Here is a 23780-nt window from a genome sequence, read left to right as displayed (position 1 = left end):
CTNACTCNCGGAGTCCTCGACGGTGATGCTGAGGTCCCGTCCGTTGACGCCGACCTCGTTGACCGCGGCCAATGCGAGGTCTTTCCCGCGTTGGTTGCGCTGTCCGAAGGCCGACAGTGAGCCGGTCACCGCATCGACCATGCCGATCTCATAGGGCCCGCTGCCCCCACCGTCACCGCCGTCCGATCCACCGTCCGTCGTCGAACAGCCAGCGAGGCCGGTCAGCCCCGCAGCACTCGCACCGCCCGCCAGTTTCATCAGTGTTCGTCGATCGATTGTTGTGGTATTCCGTGCCATGGACATATTACCGCCAGAGACACGGGTTAATCGTGACCCTACCATGGTCGGGCCGGCAGTGAATCTCCTTCTCGCTTTCCCATTGGATGGATTATTTCACAGGTTTAGTATCAGAATTATTTGGTCGGGTCCCGATATAGGGTGGACAGATTCGTAGGGTCGTGTATGATACCCCCGATCGCCAGCAACTTCGTGGCGGGTGAGACGGCTGGGGAGGCGATGGATCACGTCGAGGCGTTGAACGACCGCGGCGTCGGCGGCATCCTGAACCTTCTCGGCGAGCACTACGAACAACGCGAACACGCCGACGCGGACGCCGACGCGTACATCGAACTCGCCAACGACATCGCCGAACGCGACATCGACGCCTGTGTTTCAGTCAAGCCCAGCCAGATCGGCCTCGGGATCAGCGACGCCGTCTTTGAGGAGAACCTCGCTCGCATCGTCGACGCCGCCGACTGTTTCGTCTGGATCGATATGGAGGACCATCCGACGACCGACGTGACGCTGGACGCCTACGAGCGACACGCCCTCGAAACCGATGGCAACGTCGGCATCTGCGTCCAGGCCAATCTCAAGCGGACGCGGGAGGATCTCGAACGGCTCGCCGATCTCCCTGGCAAGGTTCGGCTCGTGAAAGGGGCCTACGACGAACCCAAAGAGATCGCCTACAAAAAGAAAGCAAAGGTCGACGAGAGCTACAAGGCGTACCTGACCTACATGTTCGAGGCCTTCGACGACGGCATCGCCGTCGGGAGCCACGACCCCGAGTTGATCGACCTCGCAAAGGAACTCCACACCGAGCACGGTACTCCCTTCGAGATCCAGATGCTCACGGGCGTCCGCGAGAGCGCGCAGTTCGAACTCGCTGAAGAGGGCTACGAGGTAAACCAGTACATTCCCTACGGCACCAAGTGGTTCTCCTACTTCTACCGTCGCGTCCGCGAGCGCAAGGAGAACGCGCTGTTCGCGCTTCGTGCCGTCATCGGCCGCTGATCGCGCTTTCTTTCTCTTCCCGACTCGCCCTACGGATCGAGGAGTTTCGCCTCNGCCTTCCGNAGGTGTTCNAGCAGCGTCGTCTTCGAGACGTCGANCTCGTCGGCGAGGTCGCGNGTCGTNGTCTCGCGNGGCCACTCGTAGTAGCCNGCNTCGCGGGCGNNCTCGAACNNNNCGCGCTGTTGGGTGGTGAGCGTATCGAGTCGCTGGTCGCGTTCAGTGCCGCCGCTGTTCTCGGTTGTCGTGATCGAGTTGATCGTGACCTCCGCGCCGGCCTCTTCGCGGACTCTCTCAAGTGCGTCCTGCACCTCCGTGCGATCGTTGACGAAACACACCTGCCACTCCTCGCGGCCGTCCTCGATGCGNACNGGCGCGCTGTGGACGAAGCCGTGTTCGAGCAGCGTCGGACACACCATGTCGTTCGGGTCGTACTCGAGGAAGAACTCGCGGACGACGTTGCCCGGCGCGTNGCGTNCNCGNCCGAACCGCTNCTGGAGNTCNNNGAGGTCTCCCGAATGTTCTGACTCCTGGATCGCCGCAAGCAACTGGTCGACTTCGGTTTCGTCATCGCCGAACGCAGTGAACAGCCCTTGGACCGTTTGCTGGGGGTCGCTCTCTGCGGTCGGCGAATTGTAGATGGCGTGGGCCAACACGCCACCCTCCGTCCGACCGGTCGCCTCGATTGCCCAACAGTTGGGATGCCAGAGGTCGAGCGTCAGCCGTGTCGTGGTTGTCTGGTCGGCGATAGCCATAGTGTGAGTATTGGTCTCTAACAATATCCTTGTGTCGGTGTCACAAACCCCCGGGCGACCATGGTCGGTCCCGTTTGGAGTCGGTCAATCCGCCCGTCGTGACGGGCGGTCGCCACGCTCCCGTCCATGGTCGGACGGGTGTTTTCGAGGGTGTGAGAAGACATACCAACAATGGCAGCACCATACCAGCACTACATAAACGGCGAATGGGTCGCCGGCGACGGCAGCGAGACCTTCGAGAGCGAGAACCCGGCAACAGGGGAGACACTGGCCGAGTTCCAGCGGGGGAGTCCGAGCGACATTGACCAGGCGATCAGCGTCGCCGACGAAGCCTACGAGCAGTGGCGCGAGCTTTCTCGTATCGAACGAGCCGAGTATCTCTGGGACGTGTANCANGANCTCCGCGACCGCNNCGANGAGCTCGGCGAGATCGTCACCAAGGAGTGCGGCAAGGAGATCTCCGAGGGGAAAGCCGACGTGACCGAGGCGTGGCACATGGTCGAGTGGGCCGCAGGCGACGCACGCCACCCGAAGGGCGACGTGGTCCCCTCCGAGATCGCATCGAAGGACGCGTACATGCGCCGGAAGCCGCGCGGCGTCGTCGGCTGTATCACGCCGTGGAACTTCCCGGTCGCCATCCCCTTCTGGCATATGGCCGTCGCGCTGGTCGAGGGGAACACCGTCGTCTGGAAGCCCGCCGAGCAGACGCCGTGGTGTGGCCAGATCATCGCGGAGATGTTCGAGGACGCCGGCATCCCCGAGGGCGTGTTCAACATGGTACAGGGGTTCGGCGACGCNGGCGNCGNNATCGTCGAGGACGANCGCGTNNNCACNGTACTCTTTACCGGCTCCGCCGAGGTCGGCCACAAGATCTCCGGCAAACTCGGTGACGTCTCCGGCCGTCGCGTCGCCTGCGAGATGGGCGGGAAAAACGCCNTCGTCATCACGGANGANGCNGACCTCGANNTCGCNGTCCACTCCGCCGTGATGNNNTCGTTCAAGACGACCGGNCANCGCTGNGTNTCNNNNGAGCGNCTNNTCGTCCACGNNGACGTNTACGACGAGTTCAAAGANCGNTTCGTCGAGATNGCNNCGGNGGTCGCCGTCGGCGACCCGCTCGACGAGGAGACGTTCATGGGTCCGCTCATCGAAGCCGNGCACANGTCGNNAANGTGACNNNNTACNNCGANCTCGCNCGCGAGGAGGGCGTGAACGTCCTTGTCGACCGCACGGAACTCGACGCCGACGAAATTCCCGACGGTCACGAGGATGGTCACTGGGTCGGNCCNTTCGTCTACGAGGCNGACCCNGACGCNNNNCTNCGNTGTANCCNCGAGGAGGTGTTCGGCCCGCACGTCGCCCTGCTGGAGTACTCCGGCGACATCGAGCGCGCCGTCGAGATCCANAACGANACGNNCTACGGCCTCGCGGGNGCNNTCNTCTCNGAGGACTACCGNCAGATCAACTACTATCGGGATCACGCCGAACTCGGCTTGGCCTACGGGAACCTCCCCTGTATCGGCGCGGAGGTCCAACTCCCCTTCGGCGGCGTGAAGAAATCCGGCAACGGCTACCCCTCGGCCCGTGAAATCATCGAGGCCGTCACCGACCGCACTGCGTGGACGCTGAACAACTCCAAAGAGATCGAGATGGCCCAAGGCCTCTCGGCGGACATCATCACCGAAGACGGCTGAAAGTAAGCGACCGAGCCGCTGTGGCCGCTAAGCCCACCGAGAAGTTACCTCACCACGTACCGTGGAAGGTGTCGAATTCGAGTTCGTCGAGGGGTTTGTTGCCCATTGCGATCTCGTACTCGCCGGGGGTCACCATCGGCTTGTGGAACTGCGGGCCGTCGTCGGTCGTGATCCGCGGACAGCCCGTGTTGACGAAGGCGTCCATATCGAAGTTCAGGAGGCGGTCCGGCGTGACTTCGTCCATCGTGATGAGGTAGGCGTTGTCGTTGTTCTCGAGGATTTCCTCGGCGACTTCCCAGCGACCCTGTCCGATCTTGGTACAGAAGATAACGCCCCACTTCTCGGCGTCCATCGCNNNGTGGACNGNGNCGTANCGCTGTTTGAGGAACTNNTCGGNGTCAGCGACGGTGACGGCGTTGTTGACCGGGTCGGCGATGACGACGGTCTTGTCGGGGTGCTCCATCGCGAGGCCGAGCGGGTGGAACTTCCCGCCGCCGACGTACAACACCTGGTCGGCGTCGATGTCGGCGCTCGCGTAGTTGCAGCCGAGCACCTGNCCCTCGTNGGTNAGNCGGTCGTCGCCNNNGCGCGTGTGGACNNNGTAGCCGCGNTCCTCCAGCCACTCGACCATCTCGCCGAAGCGATTCATGTGCTGGGCGGTCGTCACGAGGCCGACGGCGGGGTCGTCGTCGGGGTCGGGGAGTTCCGCAAGCGAGTCTTCGAGAATCGGGAAGGGATCGACGTTGGAGAACAGCGGGACGTAGATGATCTGGTCGGACTCCTTCATCGGGGAGTGCCCGAAGTGGACGAACACGTCCGTCCGGCGCATGAGATAGGTATCGAGATCGCAGGCGCCGTAGCAGGGTTGGCCCGACAGCATGATCGTCACGTCGTCGTCAACGACTTCGCGGAGATCGTCGGCGACCGCGGGACCACGTCGCTTGAGGCCCTCGGGGAACTGAAGACCGACTTTCTCGGCGTCGCGCTCCTCGATTTCGTCGACGATGCGTTCGAGTTCGTAATCCCACTCGCGGTCGTGTCTGAGGTCCATCCCCGTGTTCCGGAGGTCCCCCTCGGAATACCCCTCGTCGCTGGCGTCCTGGCTCATTACTGTGCTGTTCCCGTCCGAGCCGTATAACCACGGCGTTTTGGCGAATGAGCGGGAGGAGGGCCGTCTCGCGGTCGTCGCAGCTAGTCGTCAGCGGGGACCGCGCCCGGTTCGGCGGCCGCGGGCTCCGGTTCGATGTCCTCTGGGCCCGTCCACGACAGTTCGCCGTCGTAGTGGAAGGCGTCGTGTCCGCGGGTCGGATCGACGACCGTCAGCGACAGCCAGCCGTTGTCGAGCAGCGTCGTGAGTCTTTCGTGGTCGGCGAGGATTTCGTCGACGCGATCGACGGGGGCGTGGACGACCGTCGAGAGGCGCAGCGGCTGGTGGTACGGATCGTCGGGGCCGGCGGCCACCGACTGTAGCGGGAGCCCGGTCAGCAGGTCGCCGCCGTTGCCCTGATAGACGCCGACGTTGCCGACGGGGTTGTGGGTGATCTTCGAGCCGCTGCCGTAGACGCCGGAGTCGACCGTCGAGAAGTAGTACTGGTTGTTGATCCACTGGGTGACAACCATCGGGCCGGCGAGGATCGCTTCGAGGGCATCGCCGTCCGGATCGGTCGCGTGGTCGTAGGAGTGGAGGAACGCACGGCCGTCGAGATTCACGTCCTCGGTGAGTTCGCGTGGCCCGATGACGAACGAGGCGTTGCCGGCCAGCCCCCATTCGGGGCGGGTCTCGGCCCAGTCGGCCGCGCGGCGTTCGGTCTCGCCGATGGCGTCTCCGGTTTCAGCGCCCATCGCGTCGGCGCGTTCGGCGGTCGCGTTCTCGCGGGCCGCCGCGAGATCCGCGCGGAGCTGGTCGATATCCTTGTCGTGGCTTGCGGGCACGTCGTCTGCGAAGAGTTCGATCTCGTCGGTCGTGGTGTTGTGCTCGCCAGCGACGAAGACCGTATCCTCGGGGATGTCGTGGCCTTGCTCACGGAGCGCTTCCTGGACCTCGTCGTCGTTGCAGATAGACGCGAGGACACGGGCGTTCGGCCCGCCGGGGTTGCCGGCACACGCCCCACAGTCCAGGCTCGAATCGTATGGGTTGTTTTCGGTTTCGCTGGCGTGGCCGACGAAGGCGACCACGCGGCCGAACTGCTTGAAGCCCATCAGGTCGAACGCCGTCGCAGCGTACTCGACTTTTTCCTCGGTCGTCAGTCCGACCGGGAGATCGCCAGCGTAGGTGTGCTGGTGGTGGACGAGCGGATCGCAGAACTCGTGGCTGTCGGGCTCGCTGTCGTCGACGGCGTCGAAGAGGTCGTGGACGCGACCGGGGACCAGCGTGCGCGCGGCCAGTGCGAGCCCGTAGCCAGCACCGCTGCTCTCGACGTAGCCGTAGGCACTCGCCGCGTTGGCCTGCAGCGTCTCGATGACTTCGTGGGCCGCATCGCGGACGCCCGACAGGCGGTCGTGGCTCGCTTGGGTCTCGTCGTCGGTCGGCTGTTCGGTGATGCGGTGCTGTGGATCGAGGATCGGCGGACAGGCCTCGACCGGGACCTCGGACTCGTAGCCGTTGTACTCGATAGGAATACCGAAGAAGCCAGCGTAGCCGTGGGTCTCGTAGTCACCGGTGGACTCGATGTGGCGGCGGATGACTTCCGAGCGCGTGTCGATACAGAACGTCAACTGTGCGTCCGGGCGACCCGATCCCTCGCTGTCGGCCAGTTTTTCGCTCTCGCTGGCGACTGTGTCGACCAGTTCCTCGCGGTAGGTGGCCTCCCACGCGCTCAGGAACGCTTCGGCGATCTCGTCGGCCGGCTCGGGCTCCGTCTGTTCTTCCGACGGCTCGATATCGACATCGAAGGCGTCCAGCAGTGCCAGTCTGACCGCGAGGTAGCCCTCCACCGTGATCGGGTACTCGGACTGCCACTCGCTGCCGGCGTCGGCGCGCTGCTTGATGAAACCCGTCCAGCCAGGCAGAGCGGCCAGCTGCTTCTCGAAGATTGCGTCCCACTGGTCTTCCGGATGGGAGTTGACGACGGCCTCGATAGCTACCGTCGGCGACTCAGGCAGGTCGGCGGCGATGCCACGGTCGGGGATCTCGCCGTCGTGGTCGGCCAGCTCGCGGAACGCGCTGTAGAAGCCCTCCTCGCGGTTGGGCATCGGCCAGTGGGCCCGTCCCTCGTCGAGGAAGGCCGCCAGCCACTTCGTCAGGACGGCATCGACGCGGTCGGTGTCGGTCTCCTCGTCGCTGCCGTCGATATCGCTGTGGTCGGCCTCGGCCAGGCGGTCGAGTAGCGTCTCGGGGTCGGCCTCGTAGCCGCGGTCGTCGAGTTCCGACCGGAGCGTCGCCTCGTCGATCTGACCGCGCTCTAGGGCCGTCCGGAACGTCTCCGCGCTGGGGTAGCCGCGACCGCCAAGCAGGTCGGTGGCTTCCGCGACCGCTTCCGGGAAGGGCTGGTCTTCGAACCCCGAAAGCGGGTTGGCCGTCACGAACGAGTGGATCGGCCAGACGGAGCCGACCGTGGTTGCCGCGCCCTCGATACTGTCGTGGATCGTGGATTCAGTACTCATTGTAGTCCTCCGTTGTCGTCAGCAGCGAGTCGGAGACGGGCTGTGTCAGGTTCAGCAGGGCCACGTAGAGACGGCCGCTGCCCTCGTGGATCCCCGTCTCGATGGCGAGATAGGTCCCGACGAAGACGACGGCGATGACGCCGTGCAACAGCGTCAACTCGGTCGAGGCCGTGACCACCGGGAGATCAGCGAGCATGAACGAGATGGCCTCGTAGACGACAGCGTAGACGATGATCGCGGGGAAGAAGACCAGCGGCACGGCCCCGTAGCGAAGCGTCGCCGACAGGTTCGTGTGCTGGACCGTGCTGCGAGCGGCGTGCAGCGTGGCGAAGGTGACGAAGAACGTTAGGAGTAGTCCGCCGTTGATGATCGTTCCTTTCCCCGTCAGGACCGCGAAGAGTACGCCGCCGAGAATCCCGGTGGCGAGGGTCACGACGAGGTTGACGGGACCGTTGAAGCCGACCGTGTGGTGGCTCGTCGCCGACGGGCTGGTGTGTTCGACCTCGCCGCCGGCCGAGAGGAACTGGTAGGCCTTGTAGAATCCGTGCAGGATGAGGTGGGTGATGGCCGCGCCGAAGAAACCGAGTCCGGCCTGCATGATCATAAAGCCCATCTGGCCGACCGTTGAGCAGCCGAGCTGACCTTTGATATCCGCCTGGACGGATTTCAGGAGCTTCCCGCCGAGCGCGCTGGCCGCGCCCACGCCGACGATAGCGAGCATGACCGTCGGCTCGACGGTGACGACCGGCGCGAACCGCGCCAGCAGGACGCCGCCGGCGTTGACGAAGCCGGCGTGCATCAGCGCGGAGGCGGGCGTCGGTGCGGTCATCGACGAGAGAATCCAGGTGTGGAACGGGATCAACGCCGACTGGATCATCGCCGCGACGACGAGGCCGGCAGCGGCGAGCACAGCGGTCGTCGTCGAGAGGTCGCCGACGGCCGCAAGCATCCCGGTAATCGTGGTCGCGCCAGTCGTCGACCACAGCACCGCGAGGCTGGCGGCGATCAGCGCGCTACTGGCGACGAAGTACCGGCGGGCGGTGCGGGCGGCCGCCTGTGCCTGCGGCCAGCCGTCGACGTGGCCGATCAACTCGGCCATGAGCAGGCCCATCGCCAGCCACGCCGCTGCGAACAGTGCGGCGTGGTCGGCGGCGACGACAACCATCACCGCCAGTGTGAACGCGAAGACGCGCGTGAAGAACTGGGTCTTGTCTGGATTGCCGGCCAGATACCGGCGGGCGTAGCTGTGGACGATTCCGCTGAAGAAGGTGACGACCGTCCACATGACGACCGTCAGCCCGTCGATGGCGACGAGGCCGTCGATCGCCCACTCGGGACCGTTCCGGACGAAGGCGACGACGAGGGCGAGCGTTCCGAGCCACAATGCCCACACGAGCCGAGTGAGGGCGGCGGGAACGCGGGCGGTATGGTTCTCCATCGCTGGGAGCGATCCGACCGATCTGCGCTGGGTTCTATCTGTCATGTGTTGGTTCGACCGACCGATCCGCCGTGTGGACCGTGACTGACGCGAATCCGTCGTGTTCACGCCGTCGTAGAACAGACTGTGCAATAAAGCTGTTTATTTTACCAGTTTGTTCTCTCAAATCGGATTATAGAACATTATGGTCTATAAGGTCGATTAATCACTGGACTCGGCCGCCGACACCGCCGATCTCACGGCTCGCCGCCGTTGCCCACAGCCGATCGACCGATTGCTGGCCGTCTTCGGCTCGCACAACCGTCCGCGACGCCGGGGTGGAAACACATATCGGGACAGAACTGGTGGCAGCCAATATGCACCAATTCGAGGGGACGATCCTCGCCGGGGACTCCTTCGACCCGATTCGCGGCCGGGTCGTCGTCGACGACGGGCGGATCGAGGCCGTCGAGGAAGCGGCCACGGACTCGACCGATATCGTCCTGCCCGCGTTCATCAACGCCCACACCCACATCGGCGACTCGGTGGCGAAGGAGGCCGGCGTCGGCCTCTCGTTGGACGAGGCGGTCGCGCCGCCGGACAGCGAGAAACACCGTCGACTCGCCGCGGCGAGCCGCGAGGACCTCGTCGCCGCGATGCGCCGCACGCTCCGGTTCATGGAGCAAACGGGCACGGCAGCCCATCTCGATTTTCGGGAATCGGGTGAAGCCGGTGCGGAGGCTCTCCGAACGGCAGCCAGCGAGACGGCGACCGACGCGTTCATCTTCGGGAGCGGTCCCGCGTCAGTACTGGAGATCGCCGACGGCTACGGGGCCAGCGGCGCGAACGACGACGAGTTCACGGACCAACGCGCGGCCGCCCGCGAGGCGAACAAACCGTTCGCCATCCACGCCGGCGAACCCGACACGACCGACATCCATCCCGCCTTGGACTACGATCCTGAACTGCTGATCCACATGGTCCACGCGGAAACCGAGCACTTGGAGCGCGTCGCTGAGCAAGAGGTGCCGATCGCGGTCTGTCCGCGCGCCAACACCGTGCTCGGCGTCGGTCGGCCGCCGATCCGCGACCAACTCGACCACACGACGGTCGCCCTCGGGACGGACAACGTGATGCTCAATCCGCCGTCGATGTTCCGCGAAATGGCCTATACGGCGAAGAATTTTGATGTGACCGACCGCGAGGTGTTGTGGATGGCGACGGCAGCCGGTGCCGAAATCGCTGATCTCGACTGCGGCGTCATCGAATCGGATCGACGGGCGGCACTGCTCGTTCTCGACGGCGACTCGGACAACCTCTCGGGGACGGTCACGCCGGTGTCGGCTGTCGTTCGGCGGGCGACCGGTATGGATGTCAAACAGGTCGTGCTCTGAGCCGGCTGTACTCTGTGGTAGCAACCGTTTGGCCCGGCTATTCGTGATCGAACTCGGAGAACGGCGTTGTCTCGTGGCTCCGAACGAGTACTTCGTCGGCGACGGTCAACCCCATATCGAGCAGTTCCTGTGCGACCGGTGTGATATCGCTATCCGACTCGCCGACCGCGGTCACAAGGAGGTTCTTCTCGCCGGTGACTAACTCTTGGACCGAGACGACCCCATCGATCTCGAGGATATCGGCGATCAGGCCGCCTCGCTCCGGGATCGACGCCGTACAGTAGAGTAACATCCGCAGGGGATAGCCCGACTGCTGGTAGTCGACATCCGCGCTGTAGCCCTTGATGACGCCGTCGGCTTCGAGCCGTTGGATCCGCTTGCGAACCGTGCTGTCGGAGGTGTCGGTTCGCTCGGCGATATCGGCCGACGAGAGGTTGCGGGCGTCCTCCTGGAGTGCATGCAGGATCGCTTGGTCGACCTCGTCGATGTGTCCGTTCTTCATAGGCTGTCTTGAACGATTATCCTCAAAGAACTTCGCCCGAGGCGGGTGGGATCGGTGCGGTCAATCGGTGGCATCGATGTTACTCCCGTATTAATGTAGGTCGCCCCGCTATGGCGACCATGAGCGAGCTTCCCCTTGACCACGTGCATATCGCCCCCGACGACCCGAGCGACGAGCCCGCCCCCGCGGTCGTCGTCCTCCATGGCCGCGGCGCCAACGAGAAGGACCTCCTGCCGGTCGCCCGGTCGCTCCCGGACGATCTCCACGTCGTGAGCCTGCGGGCTCCCGACCGCCTGCAGGGTGGGTTCACGTGGTATGAGCTCGACCTCTCGGGCGGCGGCCTCCACCAGAGCCAGCCAGCCGCGGCCGACTTCGAGCGCAGCCGCGGGCTCGTGAGAGAGAGCATCGACGCCGCCGTTGACGCCTACGGGATCGATGCCGACCGCGTCGGCCTCCTCGGTTTCAGTCAGGGTGCGATCACCAGCCTCTCGCTACTGCTCGACGATCCCGACCGCTACAGCTGGGTCGTCGCGCTGCATGGCTATCTCCCTGACTCCCACAGGGAGGTTGCCCCCGACGGAATCGCCGACAAACCGGTGTTCATCGCCGCGGGCGGGGCCGACGAGATCATTCCTGCGGCCCGCACCGAGGCTGCTGCCGACAGATTCGAAACCCTCGGTGCGGCTGTCGAGTACACCGTTTTCGACGGCGGCCACGGGATCGGCCCTGCCGAACACGAGGCACTGATCGACTTCGTCGAGCGGCAGATAGCGTAACGCGGCCGCATCCGGTCGGCGTCGAACGCGCTGTACACAACCGGGAGAGACATATTTCACCCCGCCACAATAGCTGGCTGTGGCGACGGACAACGCGCTGGCGTCGAGATCGACAGCGATCTCCAGCACTGCGGCGGCACCGACGACGAGGGATAATCGATGATCGGGGGCTTTTCGCCTACGTTTCTCGTGATCATCGCAGCCGTGTTGCTCATCGCCGGCGCGGTCAACGGGCTGGCCGGCTTCGGGTTCGCGCTCGTCGGCACGATGGCGTTGGCGACGGTGATCGAGCCCTCGACCGCGGTCGTGTTGATGATTATTCCTATTCTTTCGGCGAACGTCACGCTCGTCAGCGAGCTGTCTGTCGCGGAGCTACAGAGCTGTGGCCGGCGGTTCTGGCCGCTGGTGCTGGCGGCCCTCGTGGGAACGATCCTCGGCATGGTCATCATCGACAGCCTGCCGGGCGCGCCCGTCCGGGTCGGCCTCGGGCTCATCACGCTGGCGTTCGTGCTCAGCCGGCAGTCGGTGGTGCCGGTCCCGTCGTTCGGCGGCAACGACATCGACCGCGAGGGAACCGTCGTCATGCTCGTCATCGGCGGGGTTTCGGGGCTGCTGTTCGGCGCGACGAACGTCGGCGTCCAACTCGTCGCCTACCTCCGGAGCTTCGATCTCTCGCATGGCTTGTTCGTCAGCGTCGTGGCGATGGTCTTCCTCGGGATCAACGCGATCCGTGTCGGCGCGGCCGGCGCGTTGGGACTGTACCCGTCGGCAGCGATCTTTGGTCTCTCCGTGGCGGCAGTTGTCCCCTCGGTACTCGGTGTTGCGACCGGCCGGAAACTCCGTCGTCGAGTGAGCAGTCGGCATCGTGAAATCGCCGTGCTCGGGATGCTCACAGTCATCGGGATTCGTCTCGTGCTTGGTGGGTTGGGGATCGCCTAACGCTCGATCGCCCGTCGCGCCCGGGCGAGGGAGGAAACCCTTTGGTGTCGCCACGACAAGCGGGCTGTATGAGCAATCGCGTCGTCGAGGGGCGGATGGTAACGGCGGAATCGCTGGCGGAGTTGATCGAGGGCGAGTCACCGATGGAAGCGACCGAGATCGAGGACGCCGACCGCGAGTGCCCGGACTGCGGCGGCAACGTGATCAGCGTCGGTTACATGCCGAGCGTAACCGCCTTCGTCACCGGCTACAAGTGCCAGGACTGCGAGTGGAGCGAGACCGAAGAGGACTAGCGACCAGCGGGCGGTGACTGCGCCGACTGGGGCTGTGATCGACCCCCGGCGCGTGGCCGACCGAAACCCCTTTAGTGTGGATCGAACAAACTGCGGGCGAGGGGNNGTGGCCAAGCCAGGCATGGCGACTGACTCCAGAGGCCACGCGCCCGGTGACGAGACTCCAGACTGATATACCGAGCGGCCGACTGATCATCGGNNCGCGTTGACGACCCTCTGGAGNNCCGAGGCGCGNACCGGAGATATCAGTCGATCGGGGGTTCAAATCCCTCCGTCCCCATATTCTACCGGTGCTCACTTGTTGAGAACCGGCTGTAGAGTGGTCAAAGGAGGATTTGAATCAGGGAGCGGGCGAGTGAAACACCCGGAGCGACTGTGATTCAGAATCTCTTATTTGCACCCCTGTTTTGCATTTTCAGTGGGAATACGAATAGTGAGTCTCAAAACCGACGCCTGCATTTCGCTCGTGACTTGTTGGTATATTTATCATTGATACTGGCTGATGGACTGACATTTTATACGTACCCTGTCCGTGGCGAACAGTAATGACAGATGAGGATTCCAAAGAAGAGCGGCCGCCCGGTAATAAGATCAAAGAGAAATCAGTAAACGAACTCATTAAAGCAATCACCGACTGCAAGGGTGATTATGGGTTCTTAATTGGTGCTGGAACTTCTCGACCGGCGGGGATTCCGACTTCAGGAGAACTTATTGATCAATGGCAGTCGAAGGCTTACGACCTCCGGTCACCCAATCAGGACAAGGAGCAGTGGATCGACGAGTACGAAGAACAAGAAATGGGGCCTGATCAGAACGAGTATGGGTTCTGGTTTGAACAGGTTCACACCACCAAGGAACAACGGCGAAACCATATCGAAAACGAAGTAATAGAGGAATCAGACCCACAGTTTGGACATATTGTTCTGGCATCGATGATGTCTGAGAATCCCGGAGAGCGGTACGTTTCATTCACATTGACACCGAATTTCGATGATCTGCTCTACGATGCATTCTATTATTTCATCGAAGAACGCCCTAAGCTGGTTAATCACAGCGCGCTCGCCTCGGAGTTCTCTCTTACTGAAGACACGCCGACAATCGTCAAAGTACACGGTGATTATCTCTATCAGAATGTCAAAAATCTGGGTGATGAAACGCGAAGTCTTGAGCAAGACATTGAAGATCGGATTATCCAAGCAATCGGTGAATTTGGGTTAGTAGTGGTCGGCTACGCAGGGCGCGATGATTCGATCATGGAGCCGTTAATAGAGGCAAACCGATCAGGTGAAGGGGTGTTCTGGTGCGTTCGCGAGGAAGATGAGTTGAGTGAGTACGCTGAAAAACTATTACAGGAACCAAATACATTCAAAGTTGAAATCGGCGGTTCGGAACCACTGTTTTCGAAACTATTTGCTCGTATTGATGGTTTGCAGACACCAACTGGAGACGACCTTACAGACCGTGCTGATGAGCGAGCAGATGAGTTGAGCAACAAACGTAAGCAAGCTAAAAAACACGCCACTGGAGAGGATCAAGCAGAGTTTGCACTTGAGGAAGCCTACGACGAATTCATCGAATACAGGGAGGAAGGTAAATTTGAGCAGGCAAAAGAAAAGCTGGAAGAAATAATCGAACAAGAACCAGATGAGGATGATATTTCATATCATTTCGCACGTGCACACAATTCCCTTGGCCATCTATTAAAAGAGCAATTTAATCGGGGTGAAGAAGCGATACCTCATCATCAGCGCGCTGTTGAGATTGATCCTGAAAACGTTCCTGCGCACCACAATTTAGCGCATATTCTTAAAACAGAGCTTGAAGAGTACGAGCAGGCGCGTGCACACTGTGAACGCGCTGTTGAGATTGAACCTGAATTCGCTCCTGCACACCACAATTTGGCACACCTTCTTGATCAAGAATTTGAGGAATTTGAGCAGGCGCGTACACACTATGAACGCGCTGTTGAGATTGAACCTGAATTCGCTTCTGCACACCACAATTTAGCACACCTTCTTGATCAAGAGCTCGAGGAATTTGAGCAGGCGCGTACACACTATGAACGTGCTGTTGAGATTGAACCTGAATTCGCTTCTGCACACCATCATTTAGCACACCTTCTTGATCAAGAGTTTGAGGAATTTGAGCAGGCGCGTACACACTATGAACGTGCTGTTGAGATTGATCCACAAAACGCCACTGCCCATTACAATTTAGCGGACCTTGTTAAAACAGAGTTTGAGGAATTTGAGCAGGCGCGTACACATTGCGAGCGTGCTGTTGAGATTGATCCTGAATTCGCTTCTGCACACCATCATTTAGCACACCTTCTTGAAACAGAGTTTGAGGAATTCGAGCAGGCGCGTACACACTATGAACGTGCTATCGAGATTGATCCTGAAGCCGCTACTGCCCATTACAATTTAGCGGACCTTCTTGAAACAGAGTTTGAGGAATTCGAGCAGGCGCGTACACACTATGAACGTGCTGTTGAGATTGAACCTGAATTCGTTTCTGCACACCATCATTTAGCACACCTTCTTGAAACAGAGTTTGAGGAATTTGAGCAGGCGCGTACACACTATGAACGTGCTATCGAGATTGATCCTGAAGCCGCTACTGCCCATTACAATTTAGCGGACCTTCTTAGAACAGAGTTTGAGGAATTTGAGCAGGCGCGTACACACTATGAACATGCTGTTGAGATTAATCCTGAATTCGCTTCTGCGTACCACAATTTAGCGGACCTTCTTCATCACGAATTTGAGGAATTTGAGCAGGCGCGTACACACTATGAACATGCTATCGAGATTGATCCTGAATCCGCTACCACTCATCATAGTTTAGGGTACCTTCTTCATCATGAGTTTGAGGAATTTGAGCAGGCGCGTACACACTATGAACGTGCTATCGAGATTGATCCTGAGTCCACTACCACTCATCATAGTTTAGGGTACCTTCTTCATCATGAGTTTGAGGAAATGAATAAAGCCCGCAAACACTACGAACGTACCGTTAACATCATTCCTGAAAATGCTACTGTAAATAATAATCTAGCTCACATCCTGTGGAACGAATTTAATGAGCTGGATCAAGCACGCGAATATTTTGAACAATCTATTGAGATTGATTCAAATTTCGCAAATCCACATAATCATCTGGCTAAACTATTGTACCAAGAATATAGTGAGAACGAGGAGGCAAGAAACCACTTTGAGAAGTCGTTAGAGATTGACCCTGAATATGCAGATGGGCATTATGACTATGCCGAATTTCTTGAAGAAATCGGTGAAGACGATCTCGCCGAAGAACACTATAATCGAGCCGCTGACTTGGATTCGGAACTCGCTAATAACGATGGAAAAGGGGAAGATGATATTGAGGGGGCAGCGTAACAACTCAATGTTTGATATTTCTGAGCAGCTATTGTATTAACGAAAATCGCGGCGAAGAACTCTTTGAGTTGCAATAATCAATTGTAGTCGAATGTGTGCTCGACCGGCTGAGTGTGTTCACAAGGTTGCGGGATATGTCGAGTGTAATCGTCGAGGCCGCTACCCAACCACTTACCTACCTGCCAGCCCACTACATGAGTACGCTATGGACCCGGATGACGACCCGGCACCACCGGCCGAGGCCGAGCCGCAGTGTCCGGACTGTCAGGACGCCCTCCAGTCCGGCGGCCGACAGGCGATCTCGTTTCTGCTTGTCGATACGCTCACGGTGCCGGTCGTCGGCTGCGACGGTCATCTCGAAGAGTTTCGGGCGATCTGTGAACTGACGACTGAGGACGCCGCACAGCTTTTGAACCATCTCCCGGCCGGTGGCATCCAGTGTCCCGCCTGTCGCAATCATGACCAAGCCGGGGGGATGCCGCTCGTCTTCGTCGAAGCCGGTGCGGTTGGCGTGCTGGCCTGTGAGACCCACGCGAAGGACGTTATCGAGACCTTCAAATCGGGCCTCCAAACGCGCCAACAGTTGGGCGCGAACGGCCCACTCTAAGCCTCCTATCTTCCCGCCGGGTGGCGTCAGGCGAAATCGAGTGCGAGGCCGTGTTCATCGAGGTAGAACTGGTCGGCACCGCCGTCGGCTTCGATCCGGGCGAAGGCTTGCTTGACGACGTGCCGGTCGAACTCGGTGTCGTCAACGATCGCCGTGAGCAACACGGAGTCCCGGCCCAGCGCGTTCAGGTATTCCTCGCGGAGCAGCGAGATACAGTCAGCGACCGCTTCGGCGTGGACCGCCCGCTTGAACAGGTCGGTGTTGTCGTCGACGACCGGGTCGGCGTCGTCGTAGATCAACTCCCCGCGCCGGAGGTCGATCAGACAGACGCTCACTTGCCGGCCGTAGCGCGTCCGGCTCAGATCGTCGTTTTCGACGTGGTCGATCACGTCCTCGGTCCACCCGGTCGGCGAGGCGATCCCCAGCAGATAGGGCGTACCGCCGTCTGAGGCTTCCCGAACCGAGTTGCCCACCGTGCTCACGAGATCGTCAACGCCGGCCGGTGTCGCGTCGTAGCCGTGTTTCGCGTGGGTTTCGAGGTGTGAGTAGACGGTCGCTTCGATGACCATCCGGGTCTGGGTGGTGAGCCCGAAGTACTTCGGCGCGGTGATCTCGTACCGCGCGGTCGGGTTGATTGGGTGGGCGTCGAGGTCGCCGCCGGCGTGGTCGTCAAGCAGGGTTTCCATTCGGTCAGCTTTGTCGCGGCGGCCGTGGCGGCCGTCCCAGTAGTCCGACGGCACCGAGAAGGTTTCATCCGGCAGGGCGATCTGATCGGTCTCGTACATCGTTGTCTCGAAACGACCCAGATAGTCCAACTCGAAGAGCCGGGCGGTCGCCGCGGTGACGACATCGGTTCCGTCGCGTTCCTCGCCGGGATGGTTCGGTATGGCCCCGCCGCGCTGTGCCGGCGTGCCTCGCGCGGGCTGGCTGCCGTGCTGGCCGGACGGATTCGCGCCGTCGCCAGCGTTGCCAACGTCGCCAACGAGGTCGCCAGCGTCACCCTCGAAGCCCGCGGCCACGCCATCGAGCCCGTGCGTTTCGGCGTAGTGGAAGACGCCCTGTCTGATGCGTTCGCGTCGGTTTTCGTACCGTTCGAGGAGGCGTTCCACCACGTCCTGTTGGACGTCGGGGTTATCCAGCAGGTCGTCGATGTTGGCGATCTGTGTCGAGGCGTACTCCTCGATCAGGGCGGCGACCTCGCCATCCATCCGTCGGATGCGCTCTTCGATCTGGTCGTCGTCGAGTGCATCGAACTGTTTGAAGCGGTCGAACTCGACGACGGCTTGTAGCTCAGCATCGATAAAATCGCCGTCGATCGGCTCGGGCACGTCGCCGTCGGCGTAGAAGCTGGCGGCGACCAACAGCCGTGCGAGCCGGAGTTCGCCGCGGAGGCGGTCCTCCTCGGCCCCGGTTAGGAAGCCGTCGCACTCCTTGGTGAACTCCCAGCGGAGCTCCTGTTCGTCCGCTTGCAGCTGTTCGTACCGCTCGATACGGGCACTTTCGCCCATCCGTTTTAGCGCGGCGAGATCCTCGTTGAGGATCTGATCGGCGGTGTGTGTCAGGTCTGTTAGCCAGTCTTGGCAGGTCGTCATATCACAGGCGAAGTCAGTGTCGCTGCGGGGCCGCCCGGATCGAACCGGCGGCGCGCGCGCGAGAGTGGAGGGTGACTCGCCGACCTGACAGCCGTCTCGCTACCGAAATCTCCGCGGAGAGACGCTGTACTCGCAGCATGGACGCTATTGCCGTCGGGCTGTCGGGTGGTGAACATGGGCATCGGACCTACGTACTGCGACGTAGTGCGTCCTAGTTGATGCCGCTATGGGATATTTCCACCGCGACGTGACAGCAAATGGACAGAAAGACATTATAGTTGGAGTTACAAACGATTGATAATGGATATTCGTGCGTGGGTCCGGGACCGGTTCGGGACGGCTGACACGGCGACGCTGCTCGACGAGAGCGTCTACAGCCGCAAGGAACTCCGGAAGGACAAGACGAAGCTCGAACAGAACCTCAGACAGATCGAAAGCGAGATGGACAAACACGCCGAGCGGTACCAGAAGCTCCTCCAGAAGGGGGCCGGAGCCGAGGAGTTCCGCCGGAAACAGTACGCCCAGAAGGCCAAATTCGAGAAGAAGAAATACGAGGTCAAAAAGAAGAAACACAAGACCGACAGCATCAAACTCGGCACCATCATCTCCATCGAGGGAATGCGTGAGGTGCTGGCGATGCAGAACGGCAGCGACGAGTCCTACGAGCTCGACCGCCTGCTCGACGACGAGCTCAACGCCCAAGAACTCCAACAGCAGGTGATGGACCAGATGGCCGAGTTCGGCCTCGAAATCGAGGACATGAAACAAGTGCAGGAGGCCCTCGACGTGGAGATCCTCGATCAGGACCTCGAAACCGGGGCCGACGAGGAGCTCGAACTCATGCGGGAGATGGAAGCCGGCGAAGTGTCCCAAGAACAGATAGATATCAACAGTGCCGTCGAGGACGACGAGCTCGACGACGATCTCGACGACCTCGATCTCGATATCGAGGAGTCGGGGCCAAGCCTCTGATATGTCTCTCAAGCGGAGTGCCCAGAAGAGTCACCTCGAATCCGAGTACAAGCGGTACCGCAAGCACGCGGAGGCCGCCCGCGAGGAGGGCGACCCGACGAAGGCCGCCCGCTACTACCGCCAGTGTGTCGGTGTCCTCGAAGATCTCGCCGAACTGGAGACCAACAGCCGACTCGCTACCGAGCGCAAGGAACTCGCGGCCAACCTCGCAACCGCGGCCGAACGCCTCGAAAGCGACCAACCGCTCGTCGACGAGAGCGGCGGTGCTGGTGGCGGCGGCAGCTCCGGCGGCGGGAGTCAGACGACCACCACGACTGGCAGCGGAGACGGCGACGCCACCAGCGGAACCCCCGGGGCAACTGGCGACGCCGACGACGGTCTCGACCCAACGCAGTTCCTCGAAGACCCACCAGAGCGAGATTTCACCGATGTCGGCGGGATGACCGACCTGAAGGAGACACTGAAGGATCAGGTCATCGACCCGCTGCAACGGCCCGAACTCTACGAGGAGTACGACCTCGGCGTCGTCAACGGCGTCCTGCTCTACGGCCCACCGGGCACCGGCAAAACCTACATCACGGAAGCACTCGCTGGCGAACTCGGCTACAACGTCGTCATCGCCCAGGCTTCCGATATCACGAGTTCGCTCGTCGGCGAGGCCGCCGACAACATGGCAGAATTGTTCGCCATCGCCCGCAACAATCAGCCCTGTCTGCTCTTCCTCGATGAGATCGACGCCATCGCCGCCGAGCGCAGCGGCGACACCAACAAGACGATGAGTGAGAGCCAGATGATCACCCAGTTCCTCACCGAGATGTCGGAGACGAAAGGCGAGGACGTGGTGGTCGTCGGCGCGACGAACCTGCCCGACGAGATCGATGGCGCGGCGTGGCGGCGGTTCGACGAGCGGATCGAAGTCCCGCCGCCGGACGCGACGGCGCGGGCGGCAGTTCTGCGAGTGCACCTCCGAGATCGCCCGGTCGTAACCGACGCGATCGAGTGGGATGAAATCAAGGACCTCACCGACGGCTACGCCGCCAGCGACCTCGAAATTATCGCCTCGAAAGCCGCCCGGCGCGCACTGAAAGAAGCCCGCGACGCCGACGAAGTCGTCCCGATCTCACAGACGCATCTGGAGACCGCGATCGAGGAGACGGAATCGAGTCTCGACGCGTGGGATGCGGCATGAACCGCTACTTGCTCCCGACCGGCGACACGAGCGAGAGTTCCGACGCGCCGCGCGTCCCCATCGAGAACGCGGTGGGGATCTACCGGATCGGCAACGGCACCTACACCGTCGTCGCCGAAACCGCCGATGAGATCCTTGACCTCGGTGTCAAAGACGCCACCGTCTCCCGGAAAACCGCCGGCCAGCCGCCGGTCGAACTCGCGCCGACCTCGCGGGGCATCAGCGTGCGGAACCACGGGAGCACGAACCCACTCACGCTGCGAACCAACATCAAGGAACAGCAACTCAGGATCGGCGAGTCGGCCACCGTCACCGACGACTGTTTTATCCAAGTCGGGATCAGCGTCGAACTCCAAGCGACCGTCGAGGCGGGTACCGACAGCGTGTCGGTCTCGGAGTTAGAGGCTAAACTCGACGAGAGTGGTGTCTCGCCAGCAGCCCACGCTCGGATCCTCGCCAACAACCTCCGTAACGCGAGTCAGTCGTCCGTCACCGAGGTCCGGAAGGTGATCGGCGAGTTGGGGACGTTCGTGGCCGAACACCCCGTCAATGACGACGAGTACGCCCAGGTCCGCTCGGATATCGAGCAAATCACCACCCGGCTTGAGAGCAAGGCTCGCGGGCTCCACAACACCGACACGCTTGATGCGGAGTGGCAGCAGGACATCGACCTGCTGAGTGACCGGATCGAACGGCTCTACGTCCGGCCGTGAGCCGTGGGTAACGGTTTAGTCACCTCGATGAACTCCTCGCTTTGCTAAGTTCTATACATCTCCCGTTCGTAGGGGACCGTATGCCACCGTCGCGCCGACCGGACGTCTCGTCCGTGGCGAGTCCGCCACGCCGGTCGCTGACGTACGATGATCTACGGATCATCGAGCGACTCGGCGGCGGCGGGCATGCGACGGTTTACAAAGCGCGCGTCAAGGGCCACGACGTTCCCGAGTACGTCGCGGTCAAGGAGCCGGCCAACGAGGAGCGGACGCTGCCGGCGTCGGCGGCCAAGGAGTTCATTCGGGAGGCCGAGACGTGGGAACAACTCGACTCCCGCGAGCGAACCAAACAGCTCTGGACGGAGTACGAACACCTCGTCGGCATCGTCGACACCGGCGACGAACTGCCGTGGATCGCCATGGAGTTCATGGACGGCGGGACGCTCGCCGAGCGGATCAAGGGTGAACGCGACATCGAGATCCCACAACTCCGCTGGATCGCTGACTGCATCTGCCGCGGCGTCGAACTCGCCCACTACGAAGGGATCTCCCATCTCGATTTGAAGCCGAAGAACGTCCTGTTCCGGAAGACGAAATCCGGCACGTGGGACGTGGCGAAGATCGCTGACTGGGGGACCTCAAGCCGACCGCTCGAAGCCAACGACGACAGCGGGCTGTCGGTCCCGTTCGGCGCGCCCGAGCAGTTCGATCCCGAGCAGTTCGGCGAACCCGACTCGATGACCGACGTGTATCAGGTCGGCGCGATCCTGTATGCCGCCGCCGTCGGCGAGCCGCCGTACTCCGGCAGCCGGATCGAGATCTCCCAAGCGGTCGCCAAGGGGCCGACACCACCCAGCGAGGAACGCCGTGACCTCCCGGCCGAGTTCGACAAGGTGATCGAGCGGGCGATGGCCCCCGATAAACAGGATCGCTATCGGACGATCCGTGATCTCGCCGCCGCTATCGCCGACGTGCCTGACCCGCGCAGCACGGCCGATGGCGGCAGTGCGACCACCCGCAACACGGCGGCTGACTCGCCGACCGGCTCGGGAGCGACCCCGGTCGGCTCCGCCGGTGAGCCGGCTGGGCCCACCGGCCCGAGCGGTCCCAGCGGCCCCAGTGGTCCCGATGGCTCGGTGGAAGCAGCCTCCGCTGGGATGGGGACCGACGCCGAGGTCGTCCGCGACGACTCGCCGATCCCCGATCCGCTGGGGACCGTCGGCCTCCCGCCGTGTAACCCGCCGATCGAAGTGATCGAGGGCGATAACCGCTACTTCGTCCGGGAGTTCAAGCGAAACCCCAGCGAGGCGGCCGTCTTCTCGACCCACGACCGACGGATGACCGCAATGCGGGCGGCCTCGAACATGTTGACCGAGGAGCATCACCCCTGTACGCTGCGGTGGGATACCCACAACAGCGTCGGGGAGATCTACTGGAACGAGCATTTCGAGGAGCTCCGCGTCGAGTACAGTCCCTTCCTTGAGGCGTGGCTCGTCGTTCCGCGGGCCGATCAGTTCGCCTTCGCCTCCGCGCCGAACGTGAAACGCGCCTACAAGTACGGCAAGCGGATCCAACAGGAGTACGACTTTCAAGAGCTCAAGGTCTGCTCGCCGCGCGGGAAGGTCGAGAAGGTGGTCGAACACCGGTTCATCCGTCACTCGCTGACGAAATCGGGCGTGAAGTTCAACCGCGAGGACTGAGCGGCCTGCGGATGAGGAGCCTGCGACGCGCGAGACGTGAGCAACTAAATCACTGCGTGCCCAATGGTCGATAGATGGAGTTCACCTACACTGGCTCAGCACACCGGGAGTTAGTGGCCGCCTACGAGGCCGACGACGAGCGGTTCCACACGAAGGAGCGGGCAGATTTCCCCGACCGCGAGGCGATCATCGAGGAGATCGACGTGCTGCGGGAACTGTTGTTCCCCGGCTGTTGGAACGCCTCCCACCTCGTTGGCGATGAGGACGCGACCCGTGACGCGGTCAACCGCCTCGGCCGGCTCTTCTGTCAGGGGATTCAACCCTACGGCCCGGCTTGTCTCTCCGGGACCGTGACCACGGTCATCGACCAACTCCCCGAGATCCGCGAACGGCTGAAACAGGACGTCGAGGCCGCCTACAAGGGCGATCCGGCGGCCCAGAGCTACGTCGAGATCATCCGGGCGTATCCGGGCTTCGTCGCCACCATGGTCCACCGCGTCGCCCACGCGATCTACGAGGAAGGCGAGGGCGTCTATGCGCGCGAACTCTCGGAGGCCGCCAAATCCGTCAGCGGGATCGACATCCATCCCGGCGCGGAGATCGGCGACTACTTTTTCATTGATCACGGCAGCGGCGTCGTCATCGGCGAGACCGCCGAGATCGGCGACTGGGCGCGTATCTATCAGGAAGTCACCCTCGGCGCGCTCCACTTCGAGGAGGACGAAGACGACGAGCGAACGCTCAAGAAAGGCTACAAGCGACACCCGACCATCGGTGACAACGTCGTCCTCGGCGCAGGGTGTAAGATTTTAGGCCCGATCACGATCGGCGATCACGTCAGCATCGAGGCCAACTCGTGGGTCACTGACGACGTACCAAGTCACACGACTGTCTTCATCAAACATCCTGAGCAGGAACGGAAAACCCACGAACCCGAACAGCGGTAGGA

18 protein-coding genes, 1 tRNA gene and 2 pseudogenes (1 of these 21 running past the window's edge) are annotated in these 23780 nt (G+C 61.8%); 14 read left to right on the top strand and 7 right to left on the bottom strand.

Annotated features, from left to right (window positions below):
• Positions 1–297, bottom strand: a pseudogene (locus EGH24_RS10705) (ABC transporter substrate-binding protein); it reaches 957 nt to the left of the window's first position.
• A gap of 165 nt (positions 298–462) precedes the next feature.
• On the opposite strand from EGH24_RS10705, the gene EGH24_RS10700 reads away from it, so the two are divergent.
• A complete protein-coding gene (locus tag EGH24_RS10700) occupies positions 463–1293 on the top strand; it encodes a proline dehydrogenase family protein (protein ID WP_142980132.1) in 831 nt (276 codons plus the stop codon).
• A gap of 29 nt (positions 1294–1322) precedes the next feature.
• Here EGH24_RS10700 and EGH24_RS10695 read toward each other — a convergent pair whose 3' ends face one another.
• On the bottom strand, positions 1323–2045 hold the full coding sequence (locus tag EGH24_RS10695) for a helix-turn-helix domain-containing protein (RefSeq protein WP_142980131.1): 723 nt from the start codon (positions 2043–2045) through the stop codon (positions 1323–1325).
• Between the two features lie 171 nt (positions 2046–2216).
• On the opposite strand from EGH24_RS10695, the pseudogene EGH24_RS10690 reads away from it, so the two are divergent.
• Positions 2217–3739, top strand: a pseudogene (locus tag EGH24_RS10690) (aldehyde dehydrogenase family protein).
• 49 nt (positions 3740–3788) lie between these two features.
• On the opposite strand, the gene dph2 reads toward EGH24_RS10690, so the two are convergent.
• From dph2 to EGH24_RS10675, 3 genes are all read right to left on the bottom strand, one after another.
• Entirely contained in the window at positions 3789–4847 is a 1059-nt protein-coding gene (gene dph2 / locus EGH24_RS10685) for a diphthamide biosynthesis enzyme Dph2 (RefSeq protein WP_142980130.1), read from the bottom strand.
• Positions 4848–4930: 83 nt separating this feature from the next.
• A complete protein-coding gene (locus EGH24_RS10680; RefSeq protein ID WP_142980129.1) occupies positions 4931–7342 on the bottom strand; it encodes a DUF2309 domain-containing protein in 2412 nt (803 codons plus the stop codon).
• Positions 7332–8825, bottom strand: coding sequence for a proton-conducting transporter transmembrane domain-containing protein (locus EGH24_RS10675; RefSeq protein ID WP_142980128.1), 1494 nt, complete (start codon positions 8823–8825; stop codon positions 7332–7334). Before EGH24_RS10675 ends, EGH24_RS10680 begins: the two co-directional genes overlap by 11 nt.
• Before the next feature lie 311 nt (positions 8826–9136).
• Here EGH24_RS10675 and EGH24_RS10670 point away from each other — a divergent pair, with 311 nt between their 5' ends.
• Entirely contained in the window at positions 9137–10153 is a 1017-nt protein-coding gene (locus EGH24_RS10670; RefSeq protein WP_142980127.1) for an amidohydrolase family protein, read from the top strand.
• A gap of 37 nt (positions 10154–10190) precedes the next feature.
• Here the strand turns inward: EGH24_RS10670 and EGH24_RS10665 are convergent, their stop codons facing one another.
• Entirely contained in the window at positions 10191–10655 is a 465-nt protein-coding gene (locus tag EGH24_RS10665) for an Lrp/AsnC family transcriptional regulator (protein WP_142980126.1), read from the bottom strand.
• A gap of 119 nt (positions 10656–10774) precedes the next feature.
• On the opposite strand from EGH24_RS10665, the gene EGH24_RS10660 reads away from it, so the two are divergent.
• From EGH24_RS10660 to EGH24_RS10635, 6 genes are all read left to right on the top strand, one after another.
• Positions 10775–11431 (top strand): alpha/beta hydrolase, encoded by a 657-nt coding sequence (locus tag EGH24_RS10660; protein ID WP_142980125.1) that lies wholly within the window; start codon positions 10775–10777, stop codon positions 11429–11431.
• A gap of 159 nt (positions 11432–11590) precedes the next feature.
• On the top strand, positions 11591–12370 hold the full coding sequence (locus EGH24_RS10655) for a sulfite exporter TauE/SafE family protein (RefSeq protein WP_142980124.1): 780 nt from the start codon (positions 11591–11593) through the stop codon (positions 12368–12370).
• 68 nt (positions 12371–12438) lie between these two features.
• Positions 12439–12663, top strand: a complete 225-nt coding sequence (locus tag EGH24_RS10650) for a DUF5795 family protein (RefSeq protein ID WP_142980123.1) — start codon at positions 12439–12441, stop codon at positions 12661–12663.
• Between the two features lie 100 nt (positions 12664–12763).
• Positions 12764–12943, top strand: a tRNA-Trp gene (locus tag EGH24_RS10645).
• A gap of 265 nt (positions 12944–13208) precedes the next feature.
• Positions 13209–16058, top strand: a complete 2850-nt coding sequence (locus EGH24_RS10640) for a tetratricopeptide repeat protein (RefSeq protein ID WP_142980122.1) — start codon at positions 13209–13211, stop codon at positions 16056–16058.
• Between the two features lie 205 nt (positions 16059–16263).
• Complete coding sequence (locus EGH24_RS10635) at positions 16264–16665, top strand: hypothetical protein (protein ID WP_142980121.1); 402 nt, start codon at positions 16264–16266, stop codon at positions 16663–16665.
• 26 nt (positions 16666–16691) lie between these two features.
• Here the strand turns inward: EGH24_RS10635 and EGH24_RS10630 are convergent, their stop codons facing one another.
• Positions 16692–18257, bottom strand: a complete 1566-nt coding sequence (locus EGH24_RS10630; protein WP_142980120.1) for a hypothetical protein — start codon at positions 18255–18257, stop codon at positions 16692–16694.
• A gap of 300 nt (positions 18258–18557) precedes the next feature.
• On the opposite strand from EGH24_RS10630, the gene EGH24_RS10625 reads away from it, so the two are divergent.
• From EGH24_RS10625 to epsC, 5 genes are all read left to right on the top strand, one after another.
• Complete coding sequence (locus EGH24_RS10625) at positions 18558–19229, top strand: hypothetical protein (RefSeq protein ID WP_142980119.1); 672 nt, start codon at positions 18558–18560, stop codon at positions 19227–19229.
• Position 19230: 1 nt separating this feature from the next.
• The gene (locus EGH24_RS10620; protein WP_142980118.1) at positions 19231–20418 is read left to right on the top strand and encodes an ATP-binding protein; all 1188 of its coding nucleotides are present in this window, start codon (positions 19231–19233) and stop codon (positions 20416–20418) included.
• Positions 20415–21131, top strand: coding sequence for a hypothetical protein (locus EGH24_RS10615; RefSeq protein ID WP_142980117.1), 717 nt, complete (start codon positions 20415–20417; stop codon positions 21129–21131). Before EGH24_RS10620 ends, EGH24_RS10615 begins: the two co-directional genes overlap by 4 nt.
• An 80-nt stretch (positions 21132–21211) precedes the next feature.
• The gene (locus EGH24_RS10610; protein ID WP_142980116.1) at positions 21212–22831 is read left to right on the top strand and encodes a serine/threonine protein kinase; all 1620 of its coding nucleotides are present in this window, start codon (positions 21212–21214) and stop codon (positions 22829–22831) included.
• Between the two features lie 74 nt (positions 22832–22905).
• Positions 22906–23778 carry a serine O-acetyltransferase EpsC gene (epsC, locus tag EGH24_RS10605; RefSeq protein ID WP_142980115.1) on the top strand — a complete coding sequence of 291 codons (873 nt, stop codon included), beginning with the start codon at positions 22906–22908 and terminating at the stop codon, positions 23776–23778.
• The last annotated feature ends 2 nt before the right edge of the window (positions 23779–23780 follow it).

It is taken from the genome of Halonotius terrestris (genome assembly GCF_006861665.1).
Classification (GTDB): Archaea; Halobacteriota; Halobacteria; order Halobacteriales; family Haloferacaceae; genus Halonotius; species Halonotius terrestris.
This window is presented reverse-complemented; position numbering and strand designations above follow the sequence as displayed.